Origin of the sequence: Bacillus sp. 5mfcol3.1, from assembly GCF_900114335.1 — a bacterium.
GTDB classification, from domain to species: Bacteria; Bacillota; Bacilli; order Bacillales; family Bacillaceae_G; genus Bacillus_A; species Bacillus_A thuringiensis_S.
The window spans coordinates 1-26,350 of sequence record NZ_FOST01000007.1 but is presented as its reverse complement, the minus strand read 5'-3'; the positions used below and the strand labels follow the sequence as shown (position 1 = coordinate 26,350).

The following is a 26,350-nucleotide window of genomic DNA, read 5'->3' as shown; positions in this document are numbered from 1 at the left end:
TTAAATGTATCAATGAGACTCTCTATCTTTTTATACATCTAAAGAATTGATACATATCTTTTTCATTCTATATAAATTAAATAATTAAAACAATGTATAAAAATGTATATTATTCGAAATATTATAATTCATAGGAGAACCTCTAGTATTTCACTTACTAGAGGTTCTTTTCACCTTACTATTCTTTATCTACTTCTTTTTTCTCATCTTCTACTACAGATACAACAGGTTTATCGCTTGATAATTGTTGTACCGCTCCTTTTCCTGCAAATCCTTCTAATAGCTCTTTTAAGTCAATGCCAGAAGAAGCTTTTAACGTTTCTTGCATCGTTGCCATTAAATCAGTCGCATAACCCGCAACTTTTCCGGCCCCGCTATTTTTACCACCGCCGCCTGTATCGACAACTGTGATTTTATCAATATTACTAAGCGGACTTGCAAGTTCCTTCGCATAACTTGGAAGCATTTTAAGAACCATATCCATAATTGCCGCTTGACCATATAATTCAAATGCTTCTGCGATTTTTTGTTTCGCTTCTGCTTCTGCTAAACCTTTTAATCTAATAACATCTGCCTCTGCTGTACCTTGCGCTTTTTGTACTTCCGCTTTCGCTTGACCTTGTGCTTTTTCAATTTCCGCCTTCGCTAAACCTTCTACACGTACTTCTTCTGCACGTGCTCTCGCTTCTGCTTCAATCTTATATTGATCCGCATCGGCTTTTTTAATTTGTTTTACTTTTTCTGCTTCCGCTGATTGCTCAACAGCATAGCGATCTGCATCGGCTTTTTTCTTAACTTCTGCATCATATTGCTTTTCACGACGCGCAATTTCTTTTTCTTCTAACTCAATTTGCTTTTCACGCTCAATGATTTTAACGCGCATTTGCTCTTCTGTAACACCTTGTTGTGCTTTCGCTTGTTGTAATTCGTAAGAAAGATCCGCATCTGCACGCGCTTGTTCTTGTTCTCTCTTATAAGACTGTACTTTTAATTCTTTATGTTTTTCAGCTTCAGCGATTTGTGCATCACGTTGATATTCTGCTTCTTTTGCCTCTTTTTCAGCACGGGCTTTTTCAATACGTGCTTCTTTTTCACGCTCTGCATTCGCAATTGTTGCATCACGCTTAACTGTCGCAATTTGGGGCTGACCAAGCGCATCTAAGTATCCGTTTTTATCCATTATTTCTTTAATTGTGAAAGAAACAATGCGAAGTCCCATCTTCTTTAAATCTGTAGAAGCTACTTCATGTACCTTTTGAGCAAATTGCTCTCTATTACTATACGCATCTTCTACTGTCATAGAAGATAAGATAGCACGGAGATGCCCTTCTAAAACTTCTTTTGCTTCTATTTTTAACTCTTCTGTTTCTTTTCCTAAATATTGTTCAGCTGCTGTGGAAACTTCTTCAATTGTTGATCCCACTTTAATAATAGAAACACCGTTTACTGTGATCGGTACACCTTGTTTCGTATACGTATCACGTGTACCAACTTCTAATTTATAGTTTAATAAGCTTAAAGGCTCTGCTCTTTGCATAATTGGAACTACGAAAGTACCGCCCCCGCGAATAATCTTAATCTTCTTTCCATCATCAGTGGTAACTACATTCTTTCCTCCACCAAGCCAGTTCCCTGTAACAATTAACGCTTCATCCGGACCAACCGTACGATACTTCGTAATAAATACTAAAATGAGTAGAATTAAAATTGCGAGTAAAACTCCACCGATAATTAATGGAATCGTCATGTAAATTCCCCCTTATAATTTTGGTTTCTTTAAAGAATAAGCGATGTTTTGTACAAGTAAAACACCATCTTGGACTCCCTCGATAATAACCTCTGTTCCTTGCGAAATATCTTTTTTTCCAACAGTTTTAGCTGGGATTGCATTACTTCCAAATTGGGATGAAATTAATACTTCACCAAATCCTTCTGTAGGAATTGTCGTAATGACTTCTCCTTTACAACCGATAAATTCATCCATACGTTGTACGGTATTTTGTTCTGCTTCTGCAATCGGTTTTAAAATTAGTATTTTCATGATGAAAACACCGATAAAAGATATAGCAAATGCAGCCCCAAAAATAAGAATGCTATTAAAGGAAAATAAATATTCTCCTATATAACTAAGTCCACATAACATGGCGAAAAAACTAAGTAATAAAGTAACAACGGATACAGATCCGCCCCCAAAACTAAATATCGATTCAAATATATCTCCAAAAAAGATATAAATAACAGTGAGTATAGTAGCAATAATAAATCCATATAAATAAATTGTTTCAAGTGGATAACCAAACAAAGCCATTTCTTATCCCCCTCTCTTAAACAATCCCTTTTTTGTTATGTGTATGCCCCACCTCTTTCAAAGATTATCGTTCTTAATTTTCAGTCATTTCCCTTTTAAATAAAAGCCTGTAAGACAGGCCTCTAAAAAAGAACAGGAGAAACCTATTGTGACAGGCTCCTCCTAGAAAATAACCGATATATTATATATCTATATAATATACTATTTTCCACAAAAAGTAAAGTTAAACATACATTGGAAAAGCGCTTATTTTACTGACAATTCGTATGTTCCATCGCCATTATCATATTTATATACATACAAGTAATACTTACCTGGTTTTGCATTAAATTTTGCTTCTATATGATTCCCATTAGCTTGACCGTAAGCCGCATAATTTTGCATATCTGATTCATGGTGAAGTACCCATGTCATCCCAATTCCATACTCATTTAAAACAGAAATGTCGATATCTTTCGCTGATGCTACATTAAATGTATAAACATCAGTGTGGTCCCCGCCAATAAGACTACCTTTTATCTTACTATTTAGCTCGATACGATTTGCTTCCTCTGGACGATTATTTGGTTCTGATTCTGTTAAACTTCCATCTTTAATCGTAACAGTTGTTTCGCTTCTGCTCTCTTTTCCTTTATCGTCTTTTACTCTTAACGATACTTTATAAGAACCTTCTTTTTCATATACATGTACTGGATTCACTTCTGCACTTGTGCTTCCATCTCCAAATTCCCATAAATAAGAAACAATTTTTCCATCTTCATCGTTTGAATCATCACTTTTAAATTGAATTCCCTCTTTTACAAGCCCATTATAAGGGCCATTTATATTAACTGTTGGAGCTTTATTTTCTCCATCATCTTTCGCAATTCCATGGAAGACTACATCATATTCAAATTCATTTGAACTATTCACACGATAATTAACGAAGTAAGCTGTAACAGTTTTGTAGCCACTCCATTCTTTTTGCGCCAATTGTTCTAAAGATTCATTTACTCTTTTACTCATTTCTTTCCAATCTTCTGATTCACCTTTTGTGACACTTCCTGTATACGTACCTTCTAATGTAAATGTATTAAAGAATTGAGAATTATGTTTTGTCATTTTTGTATCTTTCATAGGCAACGTATCACTAATTTCTTTCTTCACCGCTGTTAATGACTTCGTTGCATGTTCAGCTAAATAATCACCAGCTACTTCTGGTACAGTGTATGTATCTTGATTATCAATTAACTGCTGCATATACTCTTGATACTCTTTATTTAACTTAGGATCTTTACTTAGATTTTCACGATATGCATCATAATTTTTCACATCATTCGCACGAATCAAATCTTGAATTTTATCAAATGTTTCAAACTGATGCGTATATAAGTAAGACTGCAATGCGAACGAGTAATTATAGAAATCCCAAGAACCGTATTTAGCAAATAGTGTACGCTCTGCTGTATAACGGCTTGCAGGATCAGATGATAATCCGCTAATTATGCTCTTTCTTGGTACAACGTTATTCGTACGAGTAGATCCTGCGAAAAACTCTGCATTTCCTTCTTGGAACCAAGTTAACCTTTCATTTTGATACATATCTCCTCTTCCAAATAGACCTGGTACTTCATATCTACCTTGCAGGTAATGAGTAAATTCATGACGGAATAACTCTTCTAAACTATAAATACTTTGCTCTGGTGTACGCTCATATGTAAAGAATGTACCTGTCTCTTCAATATAAATTCCACCGTTGTTTGTTTCATATCCATACAATTGTCTATTTAACTGATATTCATCTGGACTATTATAAATTACGATCGTTAATACATCATCCGCATTTCCTGGCTCTAACGCTTTGTCATTTCCAATTACACGGTGATACTGTGCCTTTACTTCCTTCGCAGCCCAATATAGTCTCTTAATTTTTTCTTCTGATACTTTATCTCCTGTTTTGAACACAATTGATCCATCGTCGAATGTATACGTTTTTGGTAAGTATTGCTCTTTTCCTTCTTTACGTATTTTCTCTAAATCTACTGTATTCCCGCTATAATCTTTACCATTATAATTTGTTGTAATTTGTTCTACCGCAACAAAATAAGGTTCACTTAAGCGCGGGTACATATGCATGGCTTTTGTAACAACCTCTAATCCTTTATTTGGATTGCTATGAAACTTCCCTAAACGGCTAGCAAAATAAATTCCATTATTAACGAGCCATTTATTTTCTGACGTTACTTCATTTAGAAGAGCAATACGATTTATTTCATTAATAAACCCATCTACTTTTCCATACCACATCGTTTCATTCGCTTCTTTACGAGCCTCAGTTAAGTACGACTGTATATCATAGTCAATACCTTGCATAATATCGTATATTGCTTGTCCCTTCATTCGATCATTTACATAAGTAGTATAATTATCATTGTATTGCTTTAAAATATTCGATGCGTATTGAACCGTTTCAACATCGCTTGAAGCATTACTAATTAATTTACCGTATGCAGATACGACTGTATCTTGTTCAACTGTACCAAGCTTAAAGTTTGGATTTTTTGCGATTGCTTTTAAAGCAGGTAAACATTTATCCTGGAAGCTTCTTTCATTTAAGTCGCTTAATTCACTATTATAAAATGCAAGATAAAAAGCTGAACGCAACACTTCAGTAAACGTTTGAATTCCTTTTGAATCATCTTTCGTAAATGTACTACCTCTATGAGCTAATTCATCTATAATGACTTGCATTTTTCCTTTATCTTTATAAAAAGCCTTTGCATCTTCATTAAACTGGAATAAGTCTGTAATTTGGTGCCACTTAATACTGCCTAACGTTTCAACTAATTCTTGATCATTCATTTTGTTTAAATCAGCCATTGAATAGCTTTCTTTAACTTGCTTTACTGCAGTTTTCTTCGTAATAGATGCTGGTCGCTGTGAAAAATCTCCTACTTTTAAACGTTCTTGAAATGATAAAGTTTCATCAACTTTTGAAATATGTCCAACTTCATCTACCGACTTTTCAATTCCAACCGGTTTCGTTTTCAACACGTTATACGGTACTTTTTCTTCCGCTGCTGCATGAGTTTGAAGTGCCCCTAACGATAAAGCCATTGTACTAATGCTAAGCATCACTTTATTGATCTTTGATTTCTTGTTCATATCCTTGCCCCCTATTTTAATATTCCATTCAAGAATTTAACATAAAATCTGGATGTAACAATATAAAATGCAATATTTCATATTATTTCTTCCTATAATTTGTACATATCGTGAACGCATTGCTCTTTACCTCCCTAAAACAAATTACATCCTTTCATGTTACAAAAAGAGAATTTTTTGACAATTAAAAACTTAATTGTTATGATTATTATAATTGTTAACTTTATTAAATAAGGGTGGGATTCTATGATAAAAAAAGAAAACAGTGTATTTTATATCTCCTTCTTGCTAACAACATTATTCATTATATGGGGAATTACCCCAGCAAGTTGGATACAAGGCTACGATTTACAAAGTGTTACATCTTCTTTAAACTCATTTATCCTCAATAAATTTGGGTGGTTTTACTCTCTACTTATGACTACAATGATTATTTTGGCTGCTTATTTAGCATTTTCTAAGTACGGTTCTATTCGTCTTGGTAAAGATGGAGAAAAGCCAAAATATAATTATCCATCTTGGCTATCCATGTTGTTTGGGGCAGGAATGGGAATTGGACTCCTCTTTTATGGAATCGCTGAACCGATTTCACATTTTACAGATCCATTAACAGGAAAAGCAGGTACAGAAGAAAGCGCCAAACTCGCTATGCAATATTCATTTTTCCACTGGGGACTCTTTCCGTGGTCACTATACGCAATGGTCGCTTTAACAATTGCATATTTCACATTCCGCAAACAAAAAGGTAGCACTATCGGGGCTACAGTTACTCCATTATTTAATCGATCGAAAAATTCCCGTATCGGAAAAACAGTTGATATTTTAGCTGTTTTAGCCACAGTGTTTGGCATTGTACCATCTGTTGGGATTGGTGCTCAACAAATTGCTGGAGGATTAAGCTATTTATTCCCTTCCATTCATAACACTTTACTTACCCAGCTCGTACTTATAGCTATCTTCGCTGTTTTATATTTAACAAGTGCACAAACTGGCTTAGATCGTGGGATTAAATATTTGAGTAACTTGAATTTCTCTCTTGCAGGTATTTTACTCATCTCTTTCTTACTTTTAGGGCCAACCGTATTTATTATGAAATATTTCACATCTACACTCGGTTCTTATATTGGAGCTTTGCCTAGTATGGGATTAAATTTAGGAGCATTTAATGAAAAATCTTCTTCTTGGATTGAAAATTGGACTATTTTCTATTGGGGATGGTGGATTTCTTGGTCTCCATTCGTCGGCACATTTATCGCACGTATTTCTAAAGGGCGTACAATAAAAGAATTTATTTTTGGAGTTGTATTAGTCCCAACTCTTATCTGTACATTTTGGTTTGCAGTATTTGGTGGTACCGCAATTCATATGGAAATGTTCCAATCGCTTGGAATAGCTGATGAAATTGCAAAAAATGGTACAGAGATTGGATTATTTGCTGTTATTTCACATCTACCATTCTCTACATTTTTAACGATTATCGGGTTAATTTTAGTAGCCACATTTTTCGTTACTTCTGCTGATTCAGCAACATTTGTTGTTTCCATGCAAACGAGTAACGGAAGCTTATCACCGAAAAATAGTTTAAAACTTATATGGGGATTAACAATCGCGATAATTGCCGCTATTTTATTACAAGCTGGAGGATTAAATGCACTACAAATCGCAGCTATCATCGCAGCACTACCATTTTCTATCGTAGTCGTTCTTATGGTCATTTCGCTCTTTAAGGAGCTGCGAAAAGAAGATGTTAATTTGCAAACAAAAGAAGTATCTCAAAAAATAAAAAAGGTTATGTAACGATTAGCACCTCAAATTACTTCTGAATCCGTAACAACTGAGGGAAAAGTAGATTAATAAAACCCATTCGTATGAAATATAATTTTCATACAAATGGGTTTTCACTCTATTATATAGTGTTGTAAACATGCCTTCTCCTCAAATTCTACTTTCTTGTACAATTTCATCGCACGATCATTATTCGTATTCAAACATAATTCTATCTCCTTCATTCCTTGGAAGGAAATAATATACTGAATTGCCTTTTGTAATAACCGCTCTCCGACACCTTTTCTTCTACTATTTTCAGCGGTTGCAATAAATTCGATATTCGCTTCTTGAAACTCTGGATTTACTTCCACATATACATAACCTTCTAACTTATCATTCTTCATACTTACAAATAATTTATTCGTATTACTTAAACGTTCAATAATTTCGTTTCCGTCATAATACGTATTAGAAAACACATGATTGTGTAAAGCGATAAACTGCTCAAACACTTGTGGTAAAGCCTCTTCTACATTACATATAATACGGTGCTTCACAATATTATTTAAAACGAGAATACTATGTCGACCTTGTTCTTTTGCATGTAAATTCCTCATTAAACGGGCACAATTATTATTTTCCACATGATAAAAACCATAAAATCTCTCAATATGAAAAGGCACCTTTTCTATAAGTTCCTTCCACATATGTAAAGCAACTTCTTCCCAATTCTCTGCGATAATAAACGGTCCCCATATCTCTGCACATTTCTTTACTTCATCCACATCAAATCCTAATAAACCTATTAAATTATTATTCTCATAAGTAGCAACAAAAGATTGTTCCCAGCCTATATCTGAAAAATCATGAATAATTGTCTGTAACAACTCCTCTTTCTCATCTCCACAATAGCCAACATGATGAGTAGCATCTTTATTCATATTCGCAATAAATGCTGCCACCTCTTCAATTTCCAAAATAGAACTGACATACATAACCTCTCCTCCTTCACTAATATATTCACACCTTTTCCATTTATCTCCTTCTAAAAAAGACATCACCATAAGCATATTTCAAAATGAAATCGCCATGATAATGTCTTCTCAAAAACTCATATAATCATCTTACGTTATAATAAGATAGAACGTTTTTTATTTCTTAAATAATCTCTTTCTAAATACAAACATACTCAGTGCTGAAAGAACTAACGCTATGCCTGAAAGTAATGTTGATGTATTCTCTTGTCCACCTGTTGCTCCTAATGATTTCTTACTTTCTTCTTGCTTATTAACAGCTGGTTTATTTTCTTTCACAACTTGATTATTCACGTTTTGTTCTTGGACTACTGCTGATTGATTTACCGCGTCTTTTGAACCTTCAATTTCTTTTCCTGTTTCTTTTACCTCCGCTTTCGATCCTTCAACTCCTGTTGTTGGCTCGTCCACTTCCTCTTTCGCTTCTTCAACTTCTTTCGTTGGCTCTTTTACTTCCTCTTTTACTTCTTTTAGCGGTTCTTTCACTTCTTCTTTTGTACCTTCAACTTCTTTTATCGGTTCTTTCACTTCTTCTTTTGTACCTTCAACTTCTTTTACCGGTTCTTTCACTTCTTCTTTTGTTTCTTCAACTTCTTTTACCGGTTCTTTTACTTCTTCTTTTGTTTCTTCAACTTCTTTTACCGGTTCTTTTACTTCTTCTTTCGTTTCTTCAACTTCTTTTACCGGTTCTTTTACTTCTTCTTTCGTTTCTTCAACTTCTTTTGTTGGCTCTTTTACTTCTTCTTTCGCTTCTTCAACTTCTTTTGTTGGTTCTGTCACTTCTTCTTTTTCAACTATATTTTGGATTACCGTTCCGTTAAACCTTATGCTAATTTCATCAGAATCTAAATCAAATTTATACACCTTTTCACCTGGGGTACTCCATTTTATTACTCCGTTATTAAACGTCCCTCCCTCACTTACCAATTGAATATTTTCAATACTTTCTCCTTCTAAATCATATACAGGAACTTGAATTTCTTCGTTTATTTTTGCATCATTTAAAATGATATTTTGTCTTCCAACATCAATTGTAAACCACTGACCTAATTGTATTAACGGCCTTACATCACGAATCTCATTTCCAGCTAAATTTAAGCTAAATAAGTTTAGCATGGAACCAATAACCGTTACATCTTTAATATGATTGTCCGCAAGATTTAACCACTGTAAATTTTCCAATGAAGATAGTGGTGTTATATCTTCAATTTGATTATGAGATACATTCACATTATTCAATTGTTTCAAGTTTGAGATGAACTCAATATTTTTCAGGCCTACTCCTTCTAAAGTGAGTTTTTCTAAGTTCGTCATGTACTCTAAACCTGTTATATTTTTTATCTCATTTCCATTTTCTTTAAGTATCTCTAATTTTTTAATCTGTAATAAATCTTCTTTTGTAATAGGAGCGTTTAAATTCTCTCTACCTAAATTCTCTTTATTAATATGTTGTTGTAAAGTTTTATCGAGAATTACATTTTCCTTTTGTTCATTATCCTCTTTTATTGTTTCCTTGATTTCGTCTAATCTTTCAACAACATTTTGAATTACTGTTCCATTAAACTTAATACGATTCTCTTCTGGCTTTATATCCAACGTAAATTCGTATGTTTTTTCACCAGTAGTCCCCCATTTAACAGAACCATTATTAACTATCCCATCTTCACTCTTCAATTGAATAGTATCAAGTGGCTCTCCTTGTAAATTATAGATAGGTATTTTAACTTCCTTATCTTTTTCTACATTATCTAAAAAGATTTTTTGTCTTTGAATATCGATATATATTCTTTTTCCTAGCTCTTGAACAGGTCTAACATCACGAATTTCATTTGAACCTAGCTTTAAATCATATAAGTCTGTTAAGTGACTAAATGGCGTTATATCTGAAATATAGTTTTCTTCTAAATTAAGTGATTGTACAGTAGATAATCTTGATAAAGGTTCGATGTTTTCTAATTCATTTTTAGCAAGATCTAACTCTACTAATTTTTTCATTGATGTAATATGTTCAATATTCGTAAGTCCATTGTTACTTAAAGATAAGTTTTTTACATTTTTCAATTGCTCAATTCCAGCAAGGTTATCATTACTAATTTGATTATTTGCCACAGTCAAAGTCCTTAAAGATTTCACTGTAAATAATGGTTTAATATCTTTTATATAATTACTATTTAAATCTAGCATTTTAATCTTCTTCATTTGGCTTAATGGGCTTAAATCTGAGATTTTATTGTTTCTCAAAGTTAAAAACTCAATATGCTCTAACTCAGCCAAAGGTCCAATATCTTCAAGTTCACCATAGGTTATACTTAATGATTTTAATTGTCTCAATTCCGAGATAAATTTTATATTTTTTAACTTAACTTCTTCCAACTTTAAGTTTTCTAAGTTCGTCATATATTCTAGACCGCTTACGTCTTGTATTCCTTTATTTTTAGCTTCAACGACTATTAAAGATTTAACTTTTAATAAATCTTCCTTAGTTATTGGGGTATCTAGATTTTCTCTATTCAAATTATATTTATTAATATGCCTTTGTAGTTGCTTATCTACTATTACATTTCCAATTTCATCTTGTTGATCCACTTTATCCTCTTTATTTTCCTTTTGTTTTTCTGGAACATTGTTCTCTAAATTCAATGTATTTACTTCAAACTGTACTTGGTACTTATTGTCATAGGCCATTGTTGGAATATAAATATGCATTCGCATATTATACCTTTTTCCTAATTCCCCTACTTCAAACTGAATCACTTTCGTTCCATTTTTCTTTTTATCTTCTGATATTACTTTCACATCATGAAACACACCTGGAGTATGAATATCCTCTGTTTTCAAGTATTGAAAGAAATCACTATCACTTAACGTTGCTGTTACAATTTTCTTTCCATTCTCAATTGTTAGTTTCGGACCCTTTATATAAACAGCTGCCATAGACTCTTCATTCGTTTTATCTTTATACGCTTTAATAACAGCGTCATATGTACCATCTTCTAAACCTTGTCCCGTTTTATTCGTCTCAATTGCTACTGCCGCTAAAGCAGGTGTTGAATAAACAGCAAACGGAAGTGATAACATCGCCACTATAATCATTGCATTTATACGTTTTCTTTTATTTTGTTTCAACTTTACATCTCCTCTGAAATATATAATTCGAAATGTAATCATTTCTCGAATAAATGATAATGATTTTCATTATCATTGTCAACTAAAAAAATAAAAAGTTTACAAAAAAAGAACCTCTTTAAAAGAGGTTATGCCATTTTCTCACCTGATTCTTCTCTAAAAAAGCTTTTCATCGCATGAAATACGTCTGCTTTTTGCTTTAAAATATAGTATCTAAAGTTTTCATCTTTAATATTTTTATAGGCTGACATGAGTGTACTGTGGCGGTTATACTGGTTCACTTCCCCATATCCAAACATATTACATTTCTTCATTAATTCTTCCACAAGCTTTACACATCTAGCATTATCTGATGTTAAATTATCACCATCTGAAAAATGGAATGGATAAATATTATAGCGATCTGGTGAATATTTATTATCGATTAACTCGAGTGCTTTTTTGTATACGGAGGAGCAGATTGTTCCACCACTTTCTCCTTTTGAAAAGAATTCTTCTTCTGTAACGACTTTCGCTTCTGTATGATGAGCAATAAATTCAATATCAACTGTTTCATACTTTGTGCGTAAAAATCTTGTCATCCAGAAAAAGAAGCTACGTGCCATATACTTCTCCCACATTCCCATCGATCCACTCGTATCCATCATCGCTAAGACAACAGCCTTTGAATCTGGCTTTAATACTTCATTCCAAGTGCGGAACTTTAAATCTTCTTGATGAATTGGATGGAAAGATGCTTTACCACGCATCGCATTTCGTTTATATGCGGATATCATTGTTCGTTTCTTATCGATATTTCCCCATAATCCTGTTTTTCTAATGTCATTAAATTCAACATGTTCAATCCGGTTTTCATCTATTTCTTTTCTCTTTAAATTAGGCAGCTCTAACTCTCTGAAAAACGCTTGCTCTAATTCTAAAATAGAGACTTCAGCTTCATAGTAATCTTCCCCAGCTGCATCTCCTGCTCCTTGCCCTTTTCCTGGCCCTTTTTGTTTTTGACCACCTGATCCATCTCTCGCAACGACATCACCAACTTTGCTGTCACCGTTTCCTTGCCCAACATGTTTATTTTTATCATAATTGTATCTAATCTTATATTCATCTAGAGAACGAATTGGTATTTTTACAACATCCTTGCCATTAGACATAACTATACTTTCTTCTGTTACAAGATCGGGTAAATTATTCTTAATTGCCTCTTGTACTTTTTCTTGATGGCGCTGTTGGTCGTCATATCCTTTGCGATGGAGGGACCAGTTTTCCTGTGAAATCGTATAATTTGGTTGATTTTCTTCGCCCATTCCTTTCCCTCCTTACTGTAATTGTCTTCCTGTATGAACAGCAAGCTACAAATTTTGTTCTGTAATGTGCAAGCTAGAATATTTGAAAGGTAACTGCCCATAGAAAATCATCCCATAAACATTTATAACGTTTTTCATACAATACCCCGAGCATCCTAAACAAAATTTTGCCACTCACATAATAGAAAGAAATATTCAGCCACTGATAAGAAAGAAACACAATGCATTGTTGCACACATTTTTACTTTGCAACATATTGTATTGTGTTGGCTTTTTTCGTATGAATGGTTGGTTACTCTATCATATGCATATTGTAAAAATAATTGACAATAAATTCATGAAATTGCATCTTAATTTATTACATTTGGACAAGGTATGACACTTTACACACATATGAACGGATAATAAAACGCTGTCCCGCAAAATACAAGAGACAGCGTTTTGTTATCAAACTATCGGTTTAACAAGCTACCTACATAGCGTAGTAATTCATTTGCTGAAGAAGAATTATAGCCATGCTCATCAATTAAACGTGCAACAACATCATTGATTTTCTTAAGCTGATTTTCGTCCGGTGTTTTCGTTGATGTTGTAATTTTCACTATATCTTTTAAATCAGCAAATAGTTTTTTCTGAATCGCTTCACGAAGACGTTCATGTGAATTATAATCAAAGCGTTTTCCTTTACGGGCATAAGCAGAAATGCGAATTAAAATCTCTTCACGGAATGCTTTCTTAGCATTTTCTGAAATTCCAATTTGCTCTTCAATTGAGCGCATTAGTTTTTCATCTGGACTCATTTCTTCCCCTGTTAACGGATCACGTAATTTCGATTTATTGCAGTACGCCTCGACGTTATCTAAGTAATTATCCATAAGCGTCTTAGCTGATTCTTCATATGAATAAACAAACGCTTTTTGTACTTCTTTCTTCGCGATTTCATCGTATTCTTTTCTCGCTAATGAGATGAAATTCATATAACGTTCACGGTCTTCATTACTAATCGATGGATGCTGATCCAGCCCATCTTTTAAAGATCTAAGTACATCTAACGCGTTAATAGATGGTACCTCTTTTCGAATGATTGTAGACGAAATTCGGTTAATGACATAACGAGGATCAATACCCTTCATACCTTCATCTTGATATTCGCGTTGTAATTCTTCTACATCAATCGCATTATAACCTTCTACCGTTTCTCCATCATACAAACGCATCTTTTTAATTAAATCAATATCCGGACGCTTCGGATCTTTTAAACGAGTTAAAATAGTGAACATTGCTGCAACGCGAAGTGTATGTGGTGCAATGTGAACATTCGACACATCACTTTCACGAATCATTTTTTCATAAATATGTTCTTCTTCACTTACTCGTAAATTATAAGGAACTGGCATTACAATAATTCTTGAGTGTAATGCTTCATTTTTCTTATTTGCTATAAATGAGCGATACTCTGTTTCATTCGTATGCGCTACAATTAATTCATCTGCTGAAATAAGCGCAAATCTTCCCGCTTTGAAATTCCCTTCTTGCGTAAGCGATAATAAGTGCCATAAAAACTTCTCATCGCATTTTAACATCTCTTGGAACTCCATCATTCCTCGGTTTGCCTTATTTAATTCTCCATCAAATCGATACGCACGGGGATCTGATTCTGAACCATATTCTGCAATCGTAGAAAAGTCCAGACTACCTGTTAAATCTGCAATATCCTGTGATTTTGGATCAGACGGGCTAAATGTACCAATCCCTGTACGGCGATCTTCAGAGAAGAAAATACGCTCTACAACTACATCCTCAATTCTTGATCCATATTCTTGCTCTAAACGCATGACATTTAGTGGTGATAAATTCCCTTCAATTCTAACTCCATACTCATCAAAGAAATCATCTCGTAAATGATGTGGAATTAAATGCAGTGGATCCTCATGCATTGGGCATCCTTTAATTGCAAAAATGGCTCCGCGATCTGTTCTTGAATATGTTTCTAATCCTCGTTTCAACATCGTAACTAACGTTGATTTCCCTCCACTAACAGGACCCATTAATAATAAAATTCTTTTTCTAACATCTAATCGTTTTGCAGATGGATGAAAATATTCCTCTACAAGACGTTCTAGAGCATCCTCTAATCCAAAGAGCTGATTACTAAAGAAGTTATACTTTCTTCTACCATCAACTTCTTCAATTCCGGCATCTTTTATCATATTGTAAATGCGAGAGTGTGCTGTTTGAGCCACCCATGGTCTTTCTTTCACAAGCTCCAAATACTCCGCAAACGTACCTTCCCATTGTAAACGTTCTTCTGCTGCTCGATGCTGTTCAATCTTTTTTAGAATATCCATTATAGCTCCTCCCCCATCTCCTTGTTCAATCGGATTATTATAAAAGGTATGCTAGGATGTCCTTAAACATTCTTTAAATCAAAACGAAATATATAATAGCACGCTAAAATTCTCTCCAAAATTCAAAGAAAATTCTGTATAATATAGGTATTAACGTTTTTACACTGCTATTCATTATAAATAAATTCTTTTCTTCTAAGAACCTTACATACATTTTGGGTAATAAATAAAACTCGTGAACCGAAAAAAGTAAGGAGGATATTAGTATGAAATTATTATTAATTTTAGGTGTATCACTCACATTTCTTACAGCGATTTTTACATCCGGTTACAATGACAAACCAGGTACACATAAAAAATGATGTGCTTTTAGCACATCATTTTTTATGCATTATTTATAATACATATTTTCCATATCATATTTGGATAGTGGTCGGCTATAATAATAACCTTGTACAAGCTTCACATTCTTTTCTTTCAAAAACTGTATTTGCTCCTTTTTTTCTACTCCCTCTGCAATTACATTCAATTCTAAAGTATGAGCTAAATGAATAATTGCAGCTGTAATATTCGTATCACGTTCATCTATATGTATACCTTCCATAAAAGAACGATCAATTTTTAAAGTATCAATTGGATATGTTTTTAAGTAACTTAAAGATGAATAACCTGTTCCAAAATCATCTAAATGAATCTTTAAATTTTCTTCTTTTAATTGTAGTAACACTCTCTTCGATATATCTTTATGTATAAGAGCTCCTTCTGTAACCTCTATCGCTAATAAATGAGCTGGTACATTGTACTTATTTAAAGCCCGTGTAATCATCTCTATTAATGTAATAGAGCGAAAGTGTCTAGCTGAAATATTAACTGCAATTGGGACCACTTCATATCCTTTATTTAACCATTCGCGCAGTTGCTGACACACTTGATTTACTACCCATTCATCGAGCTTAATAATAAATCCTGTTCTTTCTGCCAACGGAATAAATTGGTTTGGAGAAACAAATCCTAATTCCTTATTCTCCCACCTTATTAAAGCTTCCATACTAGCTATTTTTTTCGTCTCAATATTAATTTGTGGCTGATAATATAAGAAAAATTCATTTTTTTCTATAGCACGATGTAACTGGTTTTCTATTATAAACCTTTGTTCACGCTCACAGTCTAATCCACTACAATAAAAATGATAATGTCCTTTTCCTTTGTCTTTTGCTTTTTCTAAGGCAGCATCGACTCTCTGAAATAGTATTTTTTCATCTTCTCCATCTGCTGGAGCCATTACAATTCCAATTGACGCACTTAAATATACATCTTCTTTCTCAATTACAAAATATTCACTAATATTTTTCAGTATGCTTTTTGCAACTTCCTCTACACATTCTTTCGTTATATTTTCTATCAACATAACAAATTGATCATCGTGTTCTCTAAATAAGTGCATACCTTCTATTTTTAGATTGCTTAAACATTCTGTCACTTTTTGTAATACTTTATCTCCCTCTTTATGACCAAATGTATCATTAATACGATGAAACTCATCTAAATCTATAAATACAAGCGCAAAATTTATACTCTCTTTTAAAAAAGTATTTAACTTATTTGTACATGAAATTCTATTCATTAATCCTGTTAACTGGTCATAGTAAGCTAAATATTCTGTTCGCATTTCGTTTAATACTTGCCTTGTAACATCTCTCGTAACAATATACACTCCAACAATTTCACCGTTCACAATAATCGGGATAGTTCTCAAAGAAATATATAGCTCGTACCCTTCTTTATGAACATATTTCTTTGAAACAATTTGTTTTGCTTTTCCTTGCATCGATCCCTTAAATATAATTTGAAAATCTTTTTCATATTCTTTATTAATAAATTCAAAAATAAATTTATTATTTAATTCCTCATACCGGTATCCAAATATTTCATACGTTGCCGGATTTGCATATGTAACTCTCCCTATAGAATCTATAGATATAATTGAGTCATTATTATATTCCAGTAACGACTTAAATAACATTTGTTTTTCCTCTATCTCTGTCTTCTCCTCAATTTGAGCTGTAATATCTCTTGTAATACAAATAACAAATTGACATATTCCTTCTTCATCGCAGACAGGATTAAGTGAAGATTCATAATGTATCTCACCTTTTGGTAATTTGACTACATCACAAAAAGTGTGTGCTTTCGCTTCTCTCACTACTTTTTCATATTGCCTTTGCAATATCCCCGCTATATCTTTCGGTAATACTTCTGCAAAAGTTTTTCCATAGCACTCTTCGCTTAACCTAGCATAATCCATTCCTATTTTATTCACATACATATATTTAAACGTTTCATCATCAATAACTTTCAATATAAATACTAAATCTTGAATAGCATGTAATAACCCTTGTCTAATTAAATCCATATCTATCATACTTAAAAAGGTATTTTGATTACTATATTCTTCCTTCATATTTATCTCAACCCGTCTTATCTATTTTTAATCATATATCCCATTCTATATGATTATGTCCTCTCTTTTAAACGTATGATCACATATTATTTTTATTTTATAAAAAAAAGTCGCCATATGGCGACTTTTAATAAACGATTTCTAAATCTAATCCAGGGTAATTTTGTTGACGGAATGCTTCATAAATTAAAATTGCTGCTGTATTAGATAAATTTAATGAACGTACTTTATCTGTCATTGGAATACGTAAACAATGATCAAAGTTTTCTTCGATTACATTAGCTGGTAAGCCGTTTGTTTCTCTTCCAAATACAAAATAGTAATCCTTCTCGCGCTTGCTATAGTCAAACGCTGTATGAGCTTTCTCGCCATACTTCGTTAAATAGAAGAATTCACCATCTTTATTTTTTTCATAAAATTCTTCAATTGAATCATAATACGTAATTTTCACGTGCTGCCAATAATCTAATCCGGCACGCTTTAACATTTTATCATCCGTTGAAAATCCAAGCGGTCTAATCAAATGTAATTCTGTTCCAGTTGCTGCACAAGTACGAGCAATATTTCCTGTATTTGCTGGAATTTCTGGCTGATATAAAACAACATGTACTCCCACGCGATATTCACCTCTGTTTTTTGTCTACTACGTATTATACCACTTGAGCGAAAAATCTCTACCCATTAATAATATGAAAGAATTTATATTTCATTTGTGGTGTATATTTACTAGAGTCTTCATAGTTCCAATAACGTCGACGGCTATTTGCTGAATGTGCATTTACAAGCGGCATACCATCTGCATCTTTTGCTACTACAATCGTCGTATGATTCCATCTTCCGTCATCCTCGAAATCATAAGCAATTACATCTCCAAGAATAAGTTCTTCTGGCCTCTCTACCGCCTCTGCTCGAAGTCCTGTTGTAGCACCTGACAAATACCAATAAAAAGAATGTGCAACAGCCCAGCTCCAACTCCACTGATTCTCCCTTTGCCACCATCCTTTACGAATATTAGGATATCCGTTCATAGGTACTTCTCCAGTATGAAGACATTGAGAAATGAAATTCGTACAATTATCAGGGAAATTACGATACATAGGATTTCGGTCATCCCACCAACGCTCTGCATATTTCACTGCCTCTAAACGATTATACTGATAAGAACCGTACTTCTCTTTCGTAATTTCCCTTTCTAATGTCTCACCCATTCTAATTTCTTCTGACACTTCAATATCATAATCGCCTATAATCCGACTATTATTTAAACAAACTCTTCGTTTTAATTGTTCCTCTTCAATATAAAATAATTCTTTATGCTTAATTAAATATTTAAAATGTATTTGATAATCAATTTCTTGATGGTCATTACTATTTAATTGTCTAATGAAAGAAACATCCGCAATTGCTTTCACTATATGTGCACTACGCCTTTGAAACAATTGTTTCTTTCTCTGTGCCATTTGTAGTAAATCCTCAGCAATACCATCCACGTCTGTTCGTTTCTCTGTGATATATGCTAAAAACTGTTGTACTTGCTTTTCAATATTCATTTTTACAGCCATTTCGTTTCCCTCCCATATTACAATATGAAAAAGGGAAATATTATCTACTCTTTTTTCTGTGCTAACAATTCAAGCCCGCGATTCATTTCATGAAGTACTTCTTCATCTTTCTCACGTTCCATCGCTTTCTCAATCGCTTCGCCTACTCCATCTCCCCCAATTTTCCCAAGTGCCCATGCTGCCGTTCCGCGCAATACCGGTCTTGGGTCATCTTTCATAACACCAATTAAATCAGGAATTGCCGATGCTTCTTTAAAATGTGCTAATGCTAAAATCGCATTTCTTTGCAGTGGCTTTTTCCCTCTCCATGACCCTGACATAATCCCATATTTCTCTTTAAAATCACGATTACTAATTGTTAAAAGTGGCGTTAATAATGGTTTAACTAGCTCAGGATCCGGCTCCATCTCAGGATGATTATGAAAATCCATTCCTTTGTTTTTCGGGCAAACAGTCTGACACGTATCACATCCATATATACGATTTCCTATTTTATCGCGATATTCTTCAGGTAGGAATCCTTTCGTCTGTGTTAAAAACGCAATACACTTCTTCGAATCTAACTGTCCCCCCTGTATTAAAGCACCTGTAGGACAAATATCGATACATTTCGTACAGCCCCCGCATTGATCTTCTATCGGCTTATCTGGCGGGAATGGAACATTTGTAATCATTTCCCCTAAGTATACGTACGAACCGAATTCAGGTGTAATAATAGCACAGTTTTTCCCACTCCAGCCAATGCCTGCACGCTCTGATACAGCTCGATCACTTAATTCACCTGTATCAACCATGGACTTCACTTCTATATCTGGAAGTTTTTCAATTAAATATGCTTCTAATTTTTGCAAACGATCTCGTAAAACAAGATGATAATCTTGTCCCCAAGAAGCACGGCAAAAAATTCCACGGCGTTCTCCACGCTTACTTAATGGTGCATTTTTTAATTTTGAAGGATATGCTAAAGCAATCGCAATAATTGATTTAGCACCCGGTAATAAAAGTTGCGGATTCGTTCTCTTCTCTATATCAGGCTCTTCAAATCCAGATTGATAATTTAATTGTTGTTGCTGGATTAAGCGCTGCTTTAATTCCTCAAAAGGAGAAGCACTCGCAAAGCCTATTTTATCTATGCCAATTGTTTTACTATACGCAATTACATCTTGCTTTAATTGTTCAAAATCCACTCTTAATCGCCTCCTCAGATGAATCCATCATCCCTTATGTAACGACTTTATTGGTTAGTAATTCACTTTTGGAATACTATTATTTACTTCTATTTTCGCATGTAATTATATTTTTCAAACATTAAAAAACGCAATGCCTCGTTTATCTCGGAAACGAAACACTGCGTTGATCACAATTTATAGAAAAACATTTAATAAAATTTGGAGCGGGTGAAGAGAATCGAACTCTCGACCAGAGCTTGGAAGGCTCTTGTTTTACCACTAAACTACACCCGCAAATATGAATTACATATAAGATATTAGAATAACTTATGTAAAGTAGTATAGCATGTTAAAAAAATAGAGGCAAGAATTTTATCGAAAAAAGTCGAAAAAGTGATGAGAGACCTCATCACTTTTTCAATTCTTTATCAATGGCCTTCTTCATACTATCGAAATCAGGGTTTGCAAGATTTCCGTTTACATATACTGAAGGAGCACCTTGAACTTTTAATTTTTGAGCACGATCTGAATCTTTACGTACTTTTTCTGTAATTTCTTTACTGTGTAAATCTTTCTTAAATTGCTCTACATCAACTTTTGGAAGTTTCTCTTTCACAATGCTAAGAAGCAAATCTTCTGTAATCCATTCTTCCGTATCTTTCTTTTGATTTTGATAAATCTCATCATAGAAAATCCAGAATGAATCTTTATCTTGTTTATAAATTGCTTCACCAGCTGCTGCACCTAAATCCGAGTCTTTTCCGATAAATGGGAAGTTAATAAAATATAACTGCACTTTGCCTTTATCAATATACTCTTCTTTTAATCGAGGTAATACTGTTACATCCCAAGTACGACAAGCAGGACATTTAAAGTCTCCAAATTCAACTACCTTAACTGGAGCATCATCTTTCCCTAAAGATTGTTGCGTGGAATAAGCAAACATCTCATTCCCTTTATCTTTCTTGTCATTTATGATGCTATACGCAATTGTTCCAATTACAATCAATACTGCGATAGAAAAAACTATACCAAGAGCCATGAGTTTATTTGATTTCATATACATTCCTCTTTAAATTCATATTCTGTATACAGCATTGTACACAATACACATAATATCAACACTTATATACGTCACGCAATGAACACGCTCACATAAATTACAAAAACACAATAATTGTGACGATATTGTGTCACAATTTGTCACAATTTATTCAAAAAAAGAAGCTCCTCTGTAGGAACTTCTCTTAACTTACTGCTTTTTTACGCGCACTATTTAACATCGACTGCTCTATTTTTATATCATGACGAATTACTAATTTCTCACTAACTGCTTGAACATACTCATCATGGCTTATATAGCCTTCTTTCTCCATTAGTCTCAACACAACATTTCGTCTCTCTACTGCTTTATCATAATTTTGGGCAGGTGAGTAATAAGCAGGTGCTTTTACTACAGCAGCCATCATTGCACTTTCAGCCAACGTTAATTGGTTCACCTTTTTACCGAAGTAAAGGTTTGCTGCTTTTTCAATTCCCCATGCTCCTTCACCATAATAAATGTTACTTACATATAATTTTAAAATTTCATCCTTCGTAAATGTACGTTCAATTTTTTTCGTATAAAAAATCTCTTTCCACTTACGAGAAAATGTACGCTCATTAGTTAAAAAAGCATTTTTAGATAGCTGCTGTGTAATCGTGCTTCCTCCTTGCACGACACCACCAGCCTTTATATTCTCAACAGAGGCCCTAATAATTGCTATATAATCTAAACCGTTATGATGATAAAATCTTTTATCTTCTGTCGCAATAAATGCATGTGTTAATGATTCTGGCACCTCTAAATTAGCCGGTACATGTAATTTACTAATGTCACTTTTCTCAATCATTACATTTCCAATGAATAATAACGTACAACTTAACAATAATAATAATATAATGGCTTTATAAAAAAGTTTAGTCATTGGATTTAATGCAACTTTTTGATGATAGTTCACCCTAGATAATACTCGTTCTTTCATCTTGAACACCTCTTTTCCACACAGCATATAACTCTTACTTTAAGAATACATTGTTGTAAAAAAATATCCCATCGATTTCTCTTACACGTACCTTACATCATTGTAAGGTATAAAGTGAAACTTTAATCAGCCCTCACCAATCACGTTCCCGGCAAATAGCGGGGTAAAAAAGTATTGTATCACAGACCTTTTTTATCTACTATTCATCTGAAATATTGAATATAGATTATATTCAATCACGAATAACCAATAACAGAGTAAGCCTTAAGGCTATTATATTTTCACTTTATACTTTAATTATATCATCTACAAATATATGTACTTTTGAGTATCTAGTAATCTTAATGTATATAACATATACATTATACAGAACAAACGTTCTATAAATCAATACTAACACTATTATTATTTTGACCTTTTTCTTAAACAGTATACAAAAAAGAGTAGTGATTTGAATGTATCTCAAATCAGCTACTCTTTTCTTTACAATCTTCCTATTAAATTATATGGCTGTACTTCCCACGTTTCATACGGAATACAATGTGTTGCTCTCATTGCATCAAGCGTTCTGGATTTCATATGAGGACGAGTTATATACTCATCTATGTTCTCTTCATTTAAATCAACAAATTTAGCCTCTTGTATTTCTTCAGGTTGAATTTTTATTTCGCCACTCACATATGCTACTTTAAAAACAACAGCTAGAATGTGCATAGAGGCATTATAATAAACCCCGGTAATTCCGATAGGCTTCACCGTTAACCCTGTTTCCTCTTTTATTTCCCTACAGACAGCTTGATCGAGTGCTTCTCCTTCTTCTACCTGTCCTCCTGGCATTTCCCACGTATCAGCTCGCCAGTGTACCTTTGTTAATAACACTTCATTTTTCTCATTTGTTAAATAACCTGCTACGGCAACTATATGCTTTGGTGTCTTATGTTCCATACTAAGCCTCCTAGAAATAATGGTTATTTCATATATCCCTATAAGCATATTCCCTATCTATACCAAAATACCTTTAATAATTCATCACCTTAATTAACTTCATAAAAAAAGCCCCTATTCGTTAAACGAAAAGGGGCTTTCATCGTATTACTCTCCTAAGTCTACGTTGTGGTAAACTTGTTGTACATCTTCTAAATCTTCTAATGCATCAACCATTTTCTCAAATTGTACTTGAGCATCTTCAGGAAGTGTAACATCACTTTGTGCAAGCATTGTTAATTCTGCAACTGTAAATTCTTCAACACCAGCACCTTTAAGTGCAGATTGTACTGAATGGAATTGATCTGGTTCAGCATACACGATAACAGCATCTTCTTCTTCTAGAATGTCACGTGCATCTACATCTGCTTCCATTAAAATTTCAAGAACTTCATCTGATGTTTTACCTTCAAGGCCGATAACAGCTGTCGCATCAAACATGTAAGCTACAGAACCGTTTACACCCATGTTACCACTGTTTTTGCTAAATGCAGCTCGTACATCTGCTGCAGTACGGTTTACGTTATTTGTAAGTGTATCTACAATAACCATGGCTCCATTTGGTCCAAATCCTTCATAACGAAGCTCGTCATAATTTTCCTCTGAACCGCCTTTTGCTTTTTCAACTGCACGATCAATAATTGTTCTTGGTACATTGTATGTTTTCGCACGTTCTAATACGACTCTAAGCGCTTGGTTTGATTCTGGATCTGGCTCGCCTTGTTTTGCCGCCACATAAATTTCACGTCCAAATTTCGCGTATATACGGCTTGTATTTGCATCTTTTGATGCTTTTTTGTCTTTAATATTGTTCCATTTACGGCCCATACTTTCCACTCTCTTTCTCGTTTTAAATCTACATAAAAATATTAATATGAAATATAATGTGTGTTCAACACATTTTTAAAAGAAATATAAAAAGTTCATTTTTGATTCATATTACAGACATAATATAAATCACTATCATTTTGTTCTTTCGACAAGTTATATTATACATGAATTCCTAAGTTTATTACGAATTTTAGCATCACATAATATAATTTAACAAAAAAGACTCTAACATTTCTGTTAGAGTCTTTTTATATTGCTGATACCTATTTCCATAATATTCCTATAATTACTTTCTATTGTTGTATAATAAAACAGGGAAAAATTTGAAGAAAAGATGAAGGGAGAATTATGACACATTCAAATGAAAAAAAATCACATGCTTTTAAAGGAATAGGAGAAAAGTTAAACCCAACTATCTATCAAGTAAGATTCATGAAATGAGATGAACCAATCCAATTTGAGGCGTTTCCTAAATTGAAGGAATTAGGGGACTGGTTAAGTACTTCAACGCAAATGTGGGCGTGCCACTCAACAATGTATAAGTACAACAGAGAAGAGTTTAAAAAGAAGTTTTTAGAAATTACAAACTTAACCGTTGATAATGTACTAATATCTACTGGTGGTGTCGGATTTAACTTCATGTCACCAGGGTGGAGAAATTCTCACTAAATACCGCAATTAAAAGGATAAAATTGAATGTTTGTTTTTATCCTTTTAATGTTTCCGTACACTTTTTGTGCTTATTTTGTCATGTAATGAAAAGAAAACAAAAAAAAACTCTATACTAATTGTATAGAGTTTTTTTACGACGTTCATGATACCGATGGTCGGGGTCGAACCGACACTCCCGAAGGAACACGATTTTGAGTCGTGCGCGTCTGCCAATTCCGCCACATCGGCACAAAAGAAAAGGCGGCAACCGGATTTGAACCGGTGATAAAGGTTTTGCAGACCTCTGCCTTACCACTTGGCTATGCCGCCATATTAAATTTTATTGGAGCGGAAGACGGGATTCGAACCCGCGACCCCAACCTTGGCAAGGTTGTATTCTACCACTGAACTACTTCCGCAAAAATGGCTGGGCTAGCTGGATTCGAACCAGCGCATGACGGAGTCAAAGTCCGTTGCCTTACCGCTTGGCTATAGCCCATCGAATTCTTACTTAATTATATGTAAGTATCAATTAAATTATTTGTAATTTTTAAAATAAAAATGGGGCGACTGATGGGAATCGAACCCACGAATGCCGGAGCCACAATCCGGTGCGTTAACCACTTCGCCACAACCGCCATGTTGTGTAAATATATTTGGCAGGGGCAGTAGGAATCGAACCCACACTGGAGGTTTTGGAGACCTCAGTTCTACCTTTAAACTATGCCCCTATGTAAATGGTGGAGGGGGGCAGATTCGAACTGCCGAACCCGAAGGAGCGGATTTACAGTCCGCCGCGTTTAGCCACTTCGCTACCCCTCCGAAACTTACATGGTGCCGGCTAGAGGACTTGAACCCCCAACCTACTGATTACAAGTCAGTTGCTCTACCAATTGAGCTAAGCCGGCGTATTTTATTGAAATAAATGGTGGCTCGGGACGGAATCGAACCGCCGACACGAGGATTTTCAGTCCTCTGCTCTACCGACTGAGCTACCGAGCCTTATTAAAATGGCGGTCCCGACCGGGGTCGAACCGGCGATCTCCTGCGTGACAGGCAGGCATGTTAACCACTACACCACGGGACCATTTGGTTGCGGGGACAGGATTTGAACCTGCGACCTTCGGGTTATGAGCCCGACGAGCTACCGTGCTGCTCCACCCCGCGATAATACTATTCATATAAAATTTATATGGTGGAGGATGACGGGATCGAACCGCCGACCCCCTGCTTGTAAGGCAGGTGCTCTCCCAGCTGAGCTAATCCTCCAAAGTGGTGACCCGTACGGGATTCGAACCCGTGTTACCGCCGTGAAAGGGCGGTGTCTTAACCACTTGACCAACGGGCCAAATATTATAAATCCTATGGCGGAGAGCAAGGGATTCGAACCCTTGATACGCTTGTGACGTATACACGATTTCCAATCGTGCTCCTTCGGCCAACTCGGACAGCTCTCCAATGGCTCCGCAGGTAGGAATCGAACCTACGACCGATCGGTTAACAGCCGATAGCTCTACCGCTGAGCTACTGCGGAATAATATTGCCTGGCAACGTCCTACTCTCACAGGGACAAGGTCCCAACTACCATCGGCGCTAGAGAGCTTAACTTCCGTGTTCGGTATGGGAACGGGTGTGAC

General features: G+C 34.5%; 16 protein-coding genes, 16 tRNA genes, 1 rRNA gene and 1 pseudogene. 2 read left to right on the top strand and 32 right to left on the bottom strand.

Annotation, left to right across the window (positions count from 1 at the left end; genetic code table 11):
• Positions 1 to 178: 178 nt before the first annotated feature.
• The 3 genes from BM089_RS24980 to colA form a co-directional block, all read right to left on the bottom strand.
• The gene (locus tag BM089_RS24980) at positions 179 to 1,747 is read right to left on the bottom strand and encodes a flotillin family protein (RefSeq protein ID WP_000154998.1); all 1,569 of its coding nucleotides are present in this window, start codon (positions 1,745 to 1,747) and stop codon (positions 179 to 181) included.
• A gap of 12 nt (positions 1,748 to 1,759) precedes the next feature.
• Complete coding sequence (locus BM089_RS24975; RefSeq protein WP_001173144.1) at positions 1,760 to 2,308, bottom strand: NfeD family protein; 549 nt, start codon at positions 2,306 to 2,308, stop codon at positions 1,760 to 1,762.
• 246 nt (positions 2,309 to 2,554) lie between these two features.
• Positions 2,555 to 5,452, bottom strand: a complete 2,898-nt coding sequence (gene colA / locus BM089_RS24970) for a collagenase ColA (protein WP_078994602.1) — start codon at positions 5,450 to 5,452, stop codon at positions 2,555 to 2,557.
• 246 nt (positions 5,453 to 5,698) lie between these two features.
• On the opposite strand from colA, the gene opuD reads away from it, so the two are divergent.
• Entirely contained in the window at positions 5,699 to 7,249 is a 1,551-nt protein-coding gene (gene opuD / locus BM089_RS24965; RefSeq protein WP_071739131.1) for a glycine betaine transporter OpuD, read from the top strand.
• 101 nt (positions 7,250 to 7,350) lie between these two features.
• Here opuD and BM089_RS24960 read toward each other — a convergent pair whose 3' ends face one another.
• The 13 genes from BM089_RS24960 to BM089_RS24890 all read right to left on the bottom strand — a co-directional run bounded on the left by BM089_RS24960 (position 7,351) and on the right by BM089_RS24890 (position 24,059).
• Positions 7,351 to 8,214 (bottom strand): GNAT family N-acetyltransferase, encoded by an 864-nt coding sequence (locus BM089_RS24960; protein WP_090978362.1) that lies wholly within the window; start codon positions 8,212 to 8,214, stop codon positions 7,351 to 7,353.
• 156 nt (positions 8,215 to 8,370) lie between these two features.
• Positions 8,371 to 11,379 carry an NEAT domain-containing protein gene (locus BM089_RS24955; RefSeq protein ID WP_090978360.1) on the bottom strand — a complete coding sequence of 1,003 codons (3,009 nt, stop codon included), beginning with the start codon at positions 11,377 to 11,379 and terminating at the stop codon, positions 8,371 to 8,373.
• Between the two features lie 128 nt (positions 11,380 to 11,507).
• Entirely contained in the window at positions 11,508 to 12,683 is a 1,176-nt protein-coding gene (gene yhbH / locus BM089_RS24950; RefSeq protein WP_000503516.1) for a sporulation protein YhbH, read from the bottom strand.
• Between the two features lie 452 nt (positions 12,684 to 13,135).
• Positions 13,136 to 15,031, bottom strand: coding sequence for a PrkA family serine protein kinase (locus BM089_RS24940; protein WP_000353273.1), 1,896 nt, complete (start codon positions 15,029 to 15,031; stop codon positions 13,136 to 13,138).
• 391 nt (positions 15,032 to 15,422) lie between these two features.
• Positions 15,423 to 17,492, bottom strand: a complete 2,070-nt coding sequence (locus BM089_RS24930) for a sensor domain-containing protein (RefSeq protein WP_000657161.1) — start codon at positions 17,490 to 17,492, stop codon at positions 15,423 to 15,425.
• 127 nt (positions 17,493 to 17,619) lie between these two features.
• Positions 17,620 to 18,108 (bottom strand): tRNA (uridine(34)/cytosine(34)/5-carboxymethylaminomethyluridine(34)-2'-O)-methyltransferase TrmL, encoded by a 489-nt coding sequence (gene trmL, locus BM089_RS24925; protein ID WP_000538147.1) that lies wholly within the window; start codon positions 18,106 to 18,108, stop codon positions 17,620 to 17,622.
• 58 nt (positions 18,109 to 18,166) lie between these two features.
• Entirely contained in the window at positions 18,167 to 19,054 is an 888-nt protein-coding gene (locus BM089_RS24920) for an amidase domain-containing protein (protein WP_000279322.1), read from the bottom strand.
• 44 nt (positions 19,055 to 19,098) lie between these two features.
• Positions 19,099 to 20,241: a tRNA epoxyqueuosine(34) reductase QueG gene (gene queG, locus BM089_RS24915; protein WP_000345209.1), complete on the bottom strand. Its 1,143-nt coding sequence runs from the start codon at positions 20,239 to 20,241 to the stop codon at positions 19,099 to 19,101.
• A gap of 202 nt (positions 20,242 to 20,443) precedes the next feature.
• Positions 20,444 to 20,517, bottom strand: a tRNA-Gly gene (locus BM089_RS24910).
• 115 nt (positions 20,518 to 20,632) lie between these two features.
• On the bottom strand, positions 20,633 to 21,283 hold the full coding sequence (locus tag BM089_RS24905) for a DsbA family protein (RefSeq protein ID WP_000841308.1): 651 nt from the start codon (positions 21,281 to 21,283) through the stop codon (positions 20,633 to 20,635).
• A gap of 187 nt (positions 21,284 to 21,470) precedes the next feature.
• Complete coding sequence (locus BM089_RS24900; protein WP_000664716.1) at positions 21,471 to 22,247, bottom strand: transglycosylase domain-containing protein; 777 nt, start codon at positions 22,245 to 22,247, stop codon at positions 21,471 to 21,473.
• Positions 22,248 to 22,730: 483 nt separating this feature from the next.
• Positions 22,731 to 23,192 carry an NUDIX hydrolase gene (locus BM089_RS24895; protein WP_000400463.1) on the bottom strand — a complete coding sequence of 154 codons (462 nt, stop codon included), beginning with the start codon at positions 23,190 to 23,192 and terminating at the stop codon, positions 22,731 to 22,733.
• 147 nt (positions 23,193 to 23,339) lie between these two features.
• Complete coding sequence (locus BM089_RS24890) at positions 23,340 to 24,059, bottom strand: YebC/PmpR family DNA-binding transcriptional regulator (RefSeq protein WP_000532949.1); 720 nt, start codon at positions 24,057 to 24,059, stop codon at positions 23,340 to 23,342.
• A 351-nt stretch (positions 24,060 to 24,410) separates the two neighbouring features.
• On the opposite strand from BM089_RS24890, the pseudogene BM089_RS24885 reads away from it, so the two are divergent.
• Positions 24,411 to 24,731: pseudogene (locus BM089_RS24885) on the top strand (DUF3884 family protein).
• Between the two features lie 149 nt (positions 24,732 to 24,880).
• Here BM089_RS24885 and BM089_RS24880 read toward each other — a convergent pair.
• From BM089_RS24880 to rrf, 16 genes are all read right to left on the bottom strand, one after another.
• Positions 24,881 to 24,962 (bottom strand) — tRNA-Leu (locus tag BM089_RS24880).
• A gap of 10 nt (positions 24,963 to 24,972) precedes the next feature.
• Positions 24,973 to 25,043, bottom strand: a tRNA-Cys gene (locus BM089_RS24875).
• Positions 25,044 to 25,057: 14 nt separating this feature from the next.
• Positions 25,058 to 25,132, bottom strand: a tRNA-Gly gene (locus tag BM089_RS24870).
• 5 nt (positions 25,133 to 25,137) lie between these two features.
• Positions 25,138 to 25,212 (bottom strand) — tRNA-Gln (locus BM089_RS24865).
• A 63-nt stretch (positions 25,213 to 25,275) separates the two neighbouring features.
• Positions 25,276 to 25,351 (bottom strand) — tRNA-His (locus BM089_RS24860).
• A gap of 19 nt (positions 25,352 to 25,370) precedes the next feature.
• Positions 25,371 to 25,444 (bottom strand) — tRNA-Trp (locus BM089_RS24855).
• Positions 25,445 to 25,451: 7 nt separating this feature from the next.
• Positions 25,452 to 25,535: transfer RNA gene (locus BM089_RS24850), tRNA-Tyr, on the bottom strand.
• A gap of 10 nt (positions 25,536 to 25,545) precedes the next feature.
• A tRNA-Thr gene (locus BM089_RS24845) sits at positions 25,546 to 25,621 on the bottom strand.
• Positions 25,622 to 25,639: 18 nt separating this feature from the next.
• A tRNA-Phe gene (locus BM089_RS24840) sits at positions 25,640 to 25,715 on the bottom strand.
• Between the two features lie 9 nt (positions 25,716 to 25,724).
• Positions 25,725 to 25,800, bottom strand: a tRNA-Asp gene (locus BM089_RS24835).
• A 3-nt stretch (positions 25,801 to 25,803) separates the two neighbouring features.
• Positions 25,804 to 25,880 (bottom strand) — tRNA-Met (locus tag BM089_RS24830).
• Between the two features lie 26 nt (positions 25,881 to 25,906).
• A tRNA-Val gene (locus BM089_RS24825) sits at positions 25,907 to 25,982 on the bottom strand.
• Positions 25,983 to 25,986: 4 nt separating this feature from the next.
• Positions 25,987 to 26,061, bottom strand: a tRNA-Glu gene (locus BM089_RS24820).
• 17 nt (positions 26,062 to 26,078) lie between these two features.
• Positions 26,079 to 26,170, bottom strand: a tRNA-Ser gene (locus tag BM089_RS24815).
• Positions 26,171 to 26,172: 2 nt separating this feature from the next.
• Positions 26,173 to 26,247: transfer RNA gene (locus BM089_RS24810), tRNA-Asn, on the bottom strand.
• 8 nt (positions 26,248 to 26,255) lie between these two features.
• A 5S ribosomal RNA gene (gene rrf, locus BM089_RS24805) occupies positions 26,256 to 26,350 on the bottom strand; the annotation flags it as partial.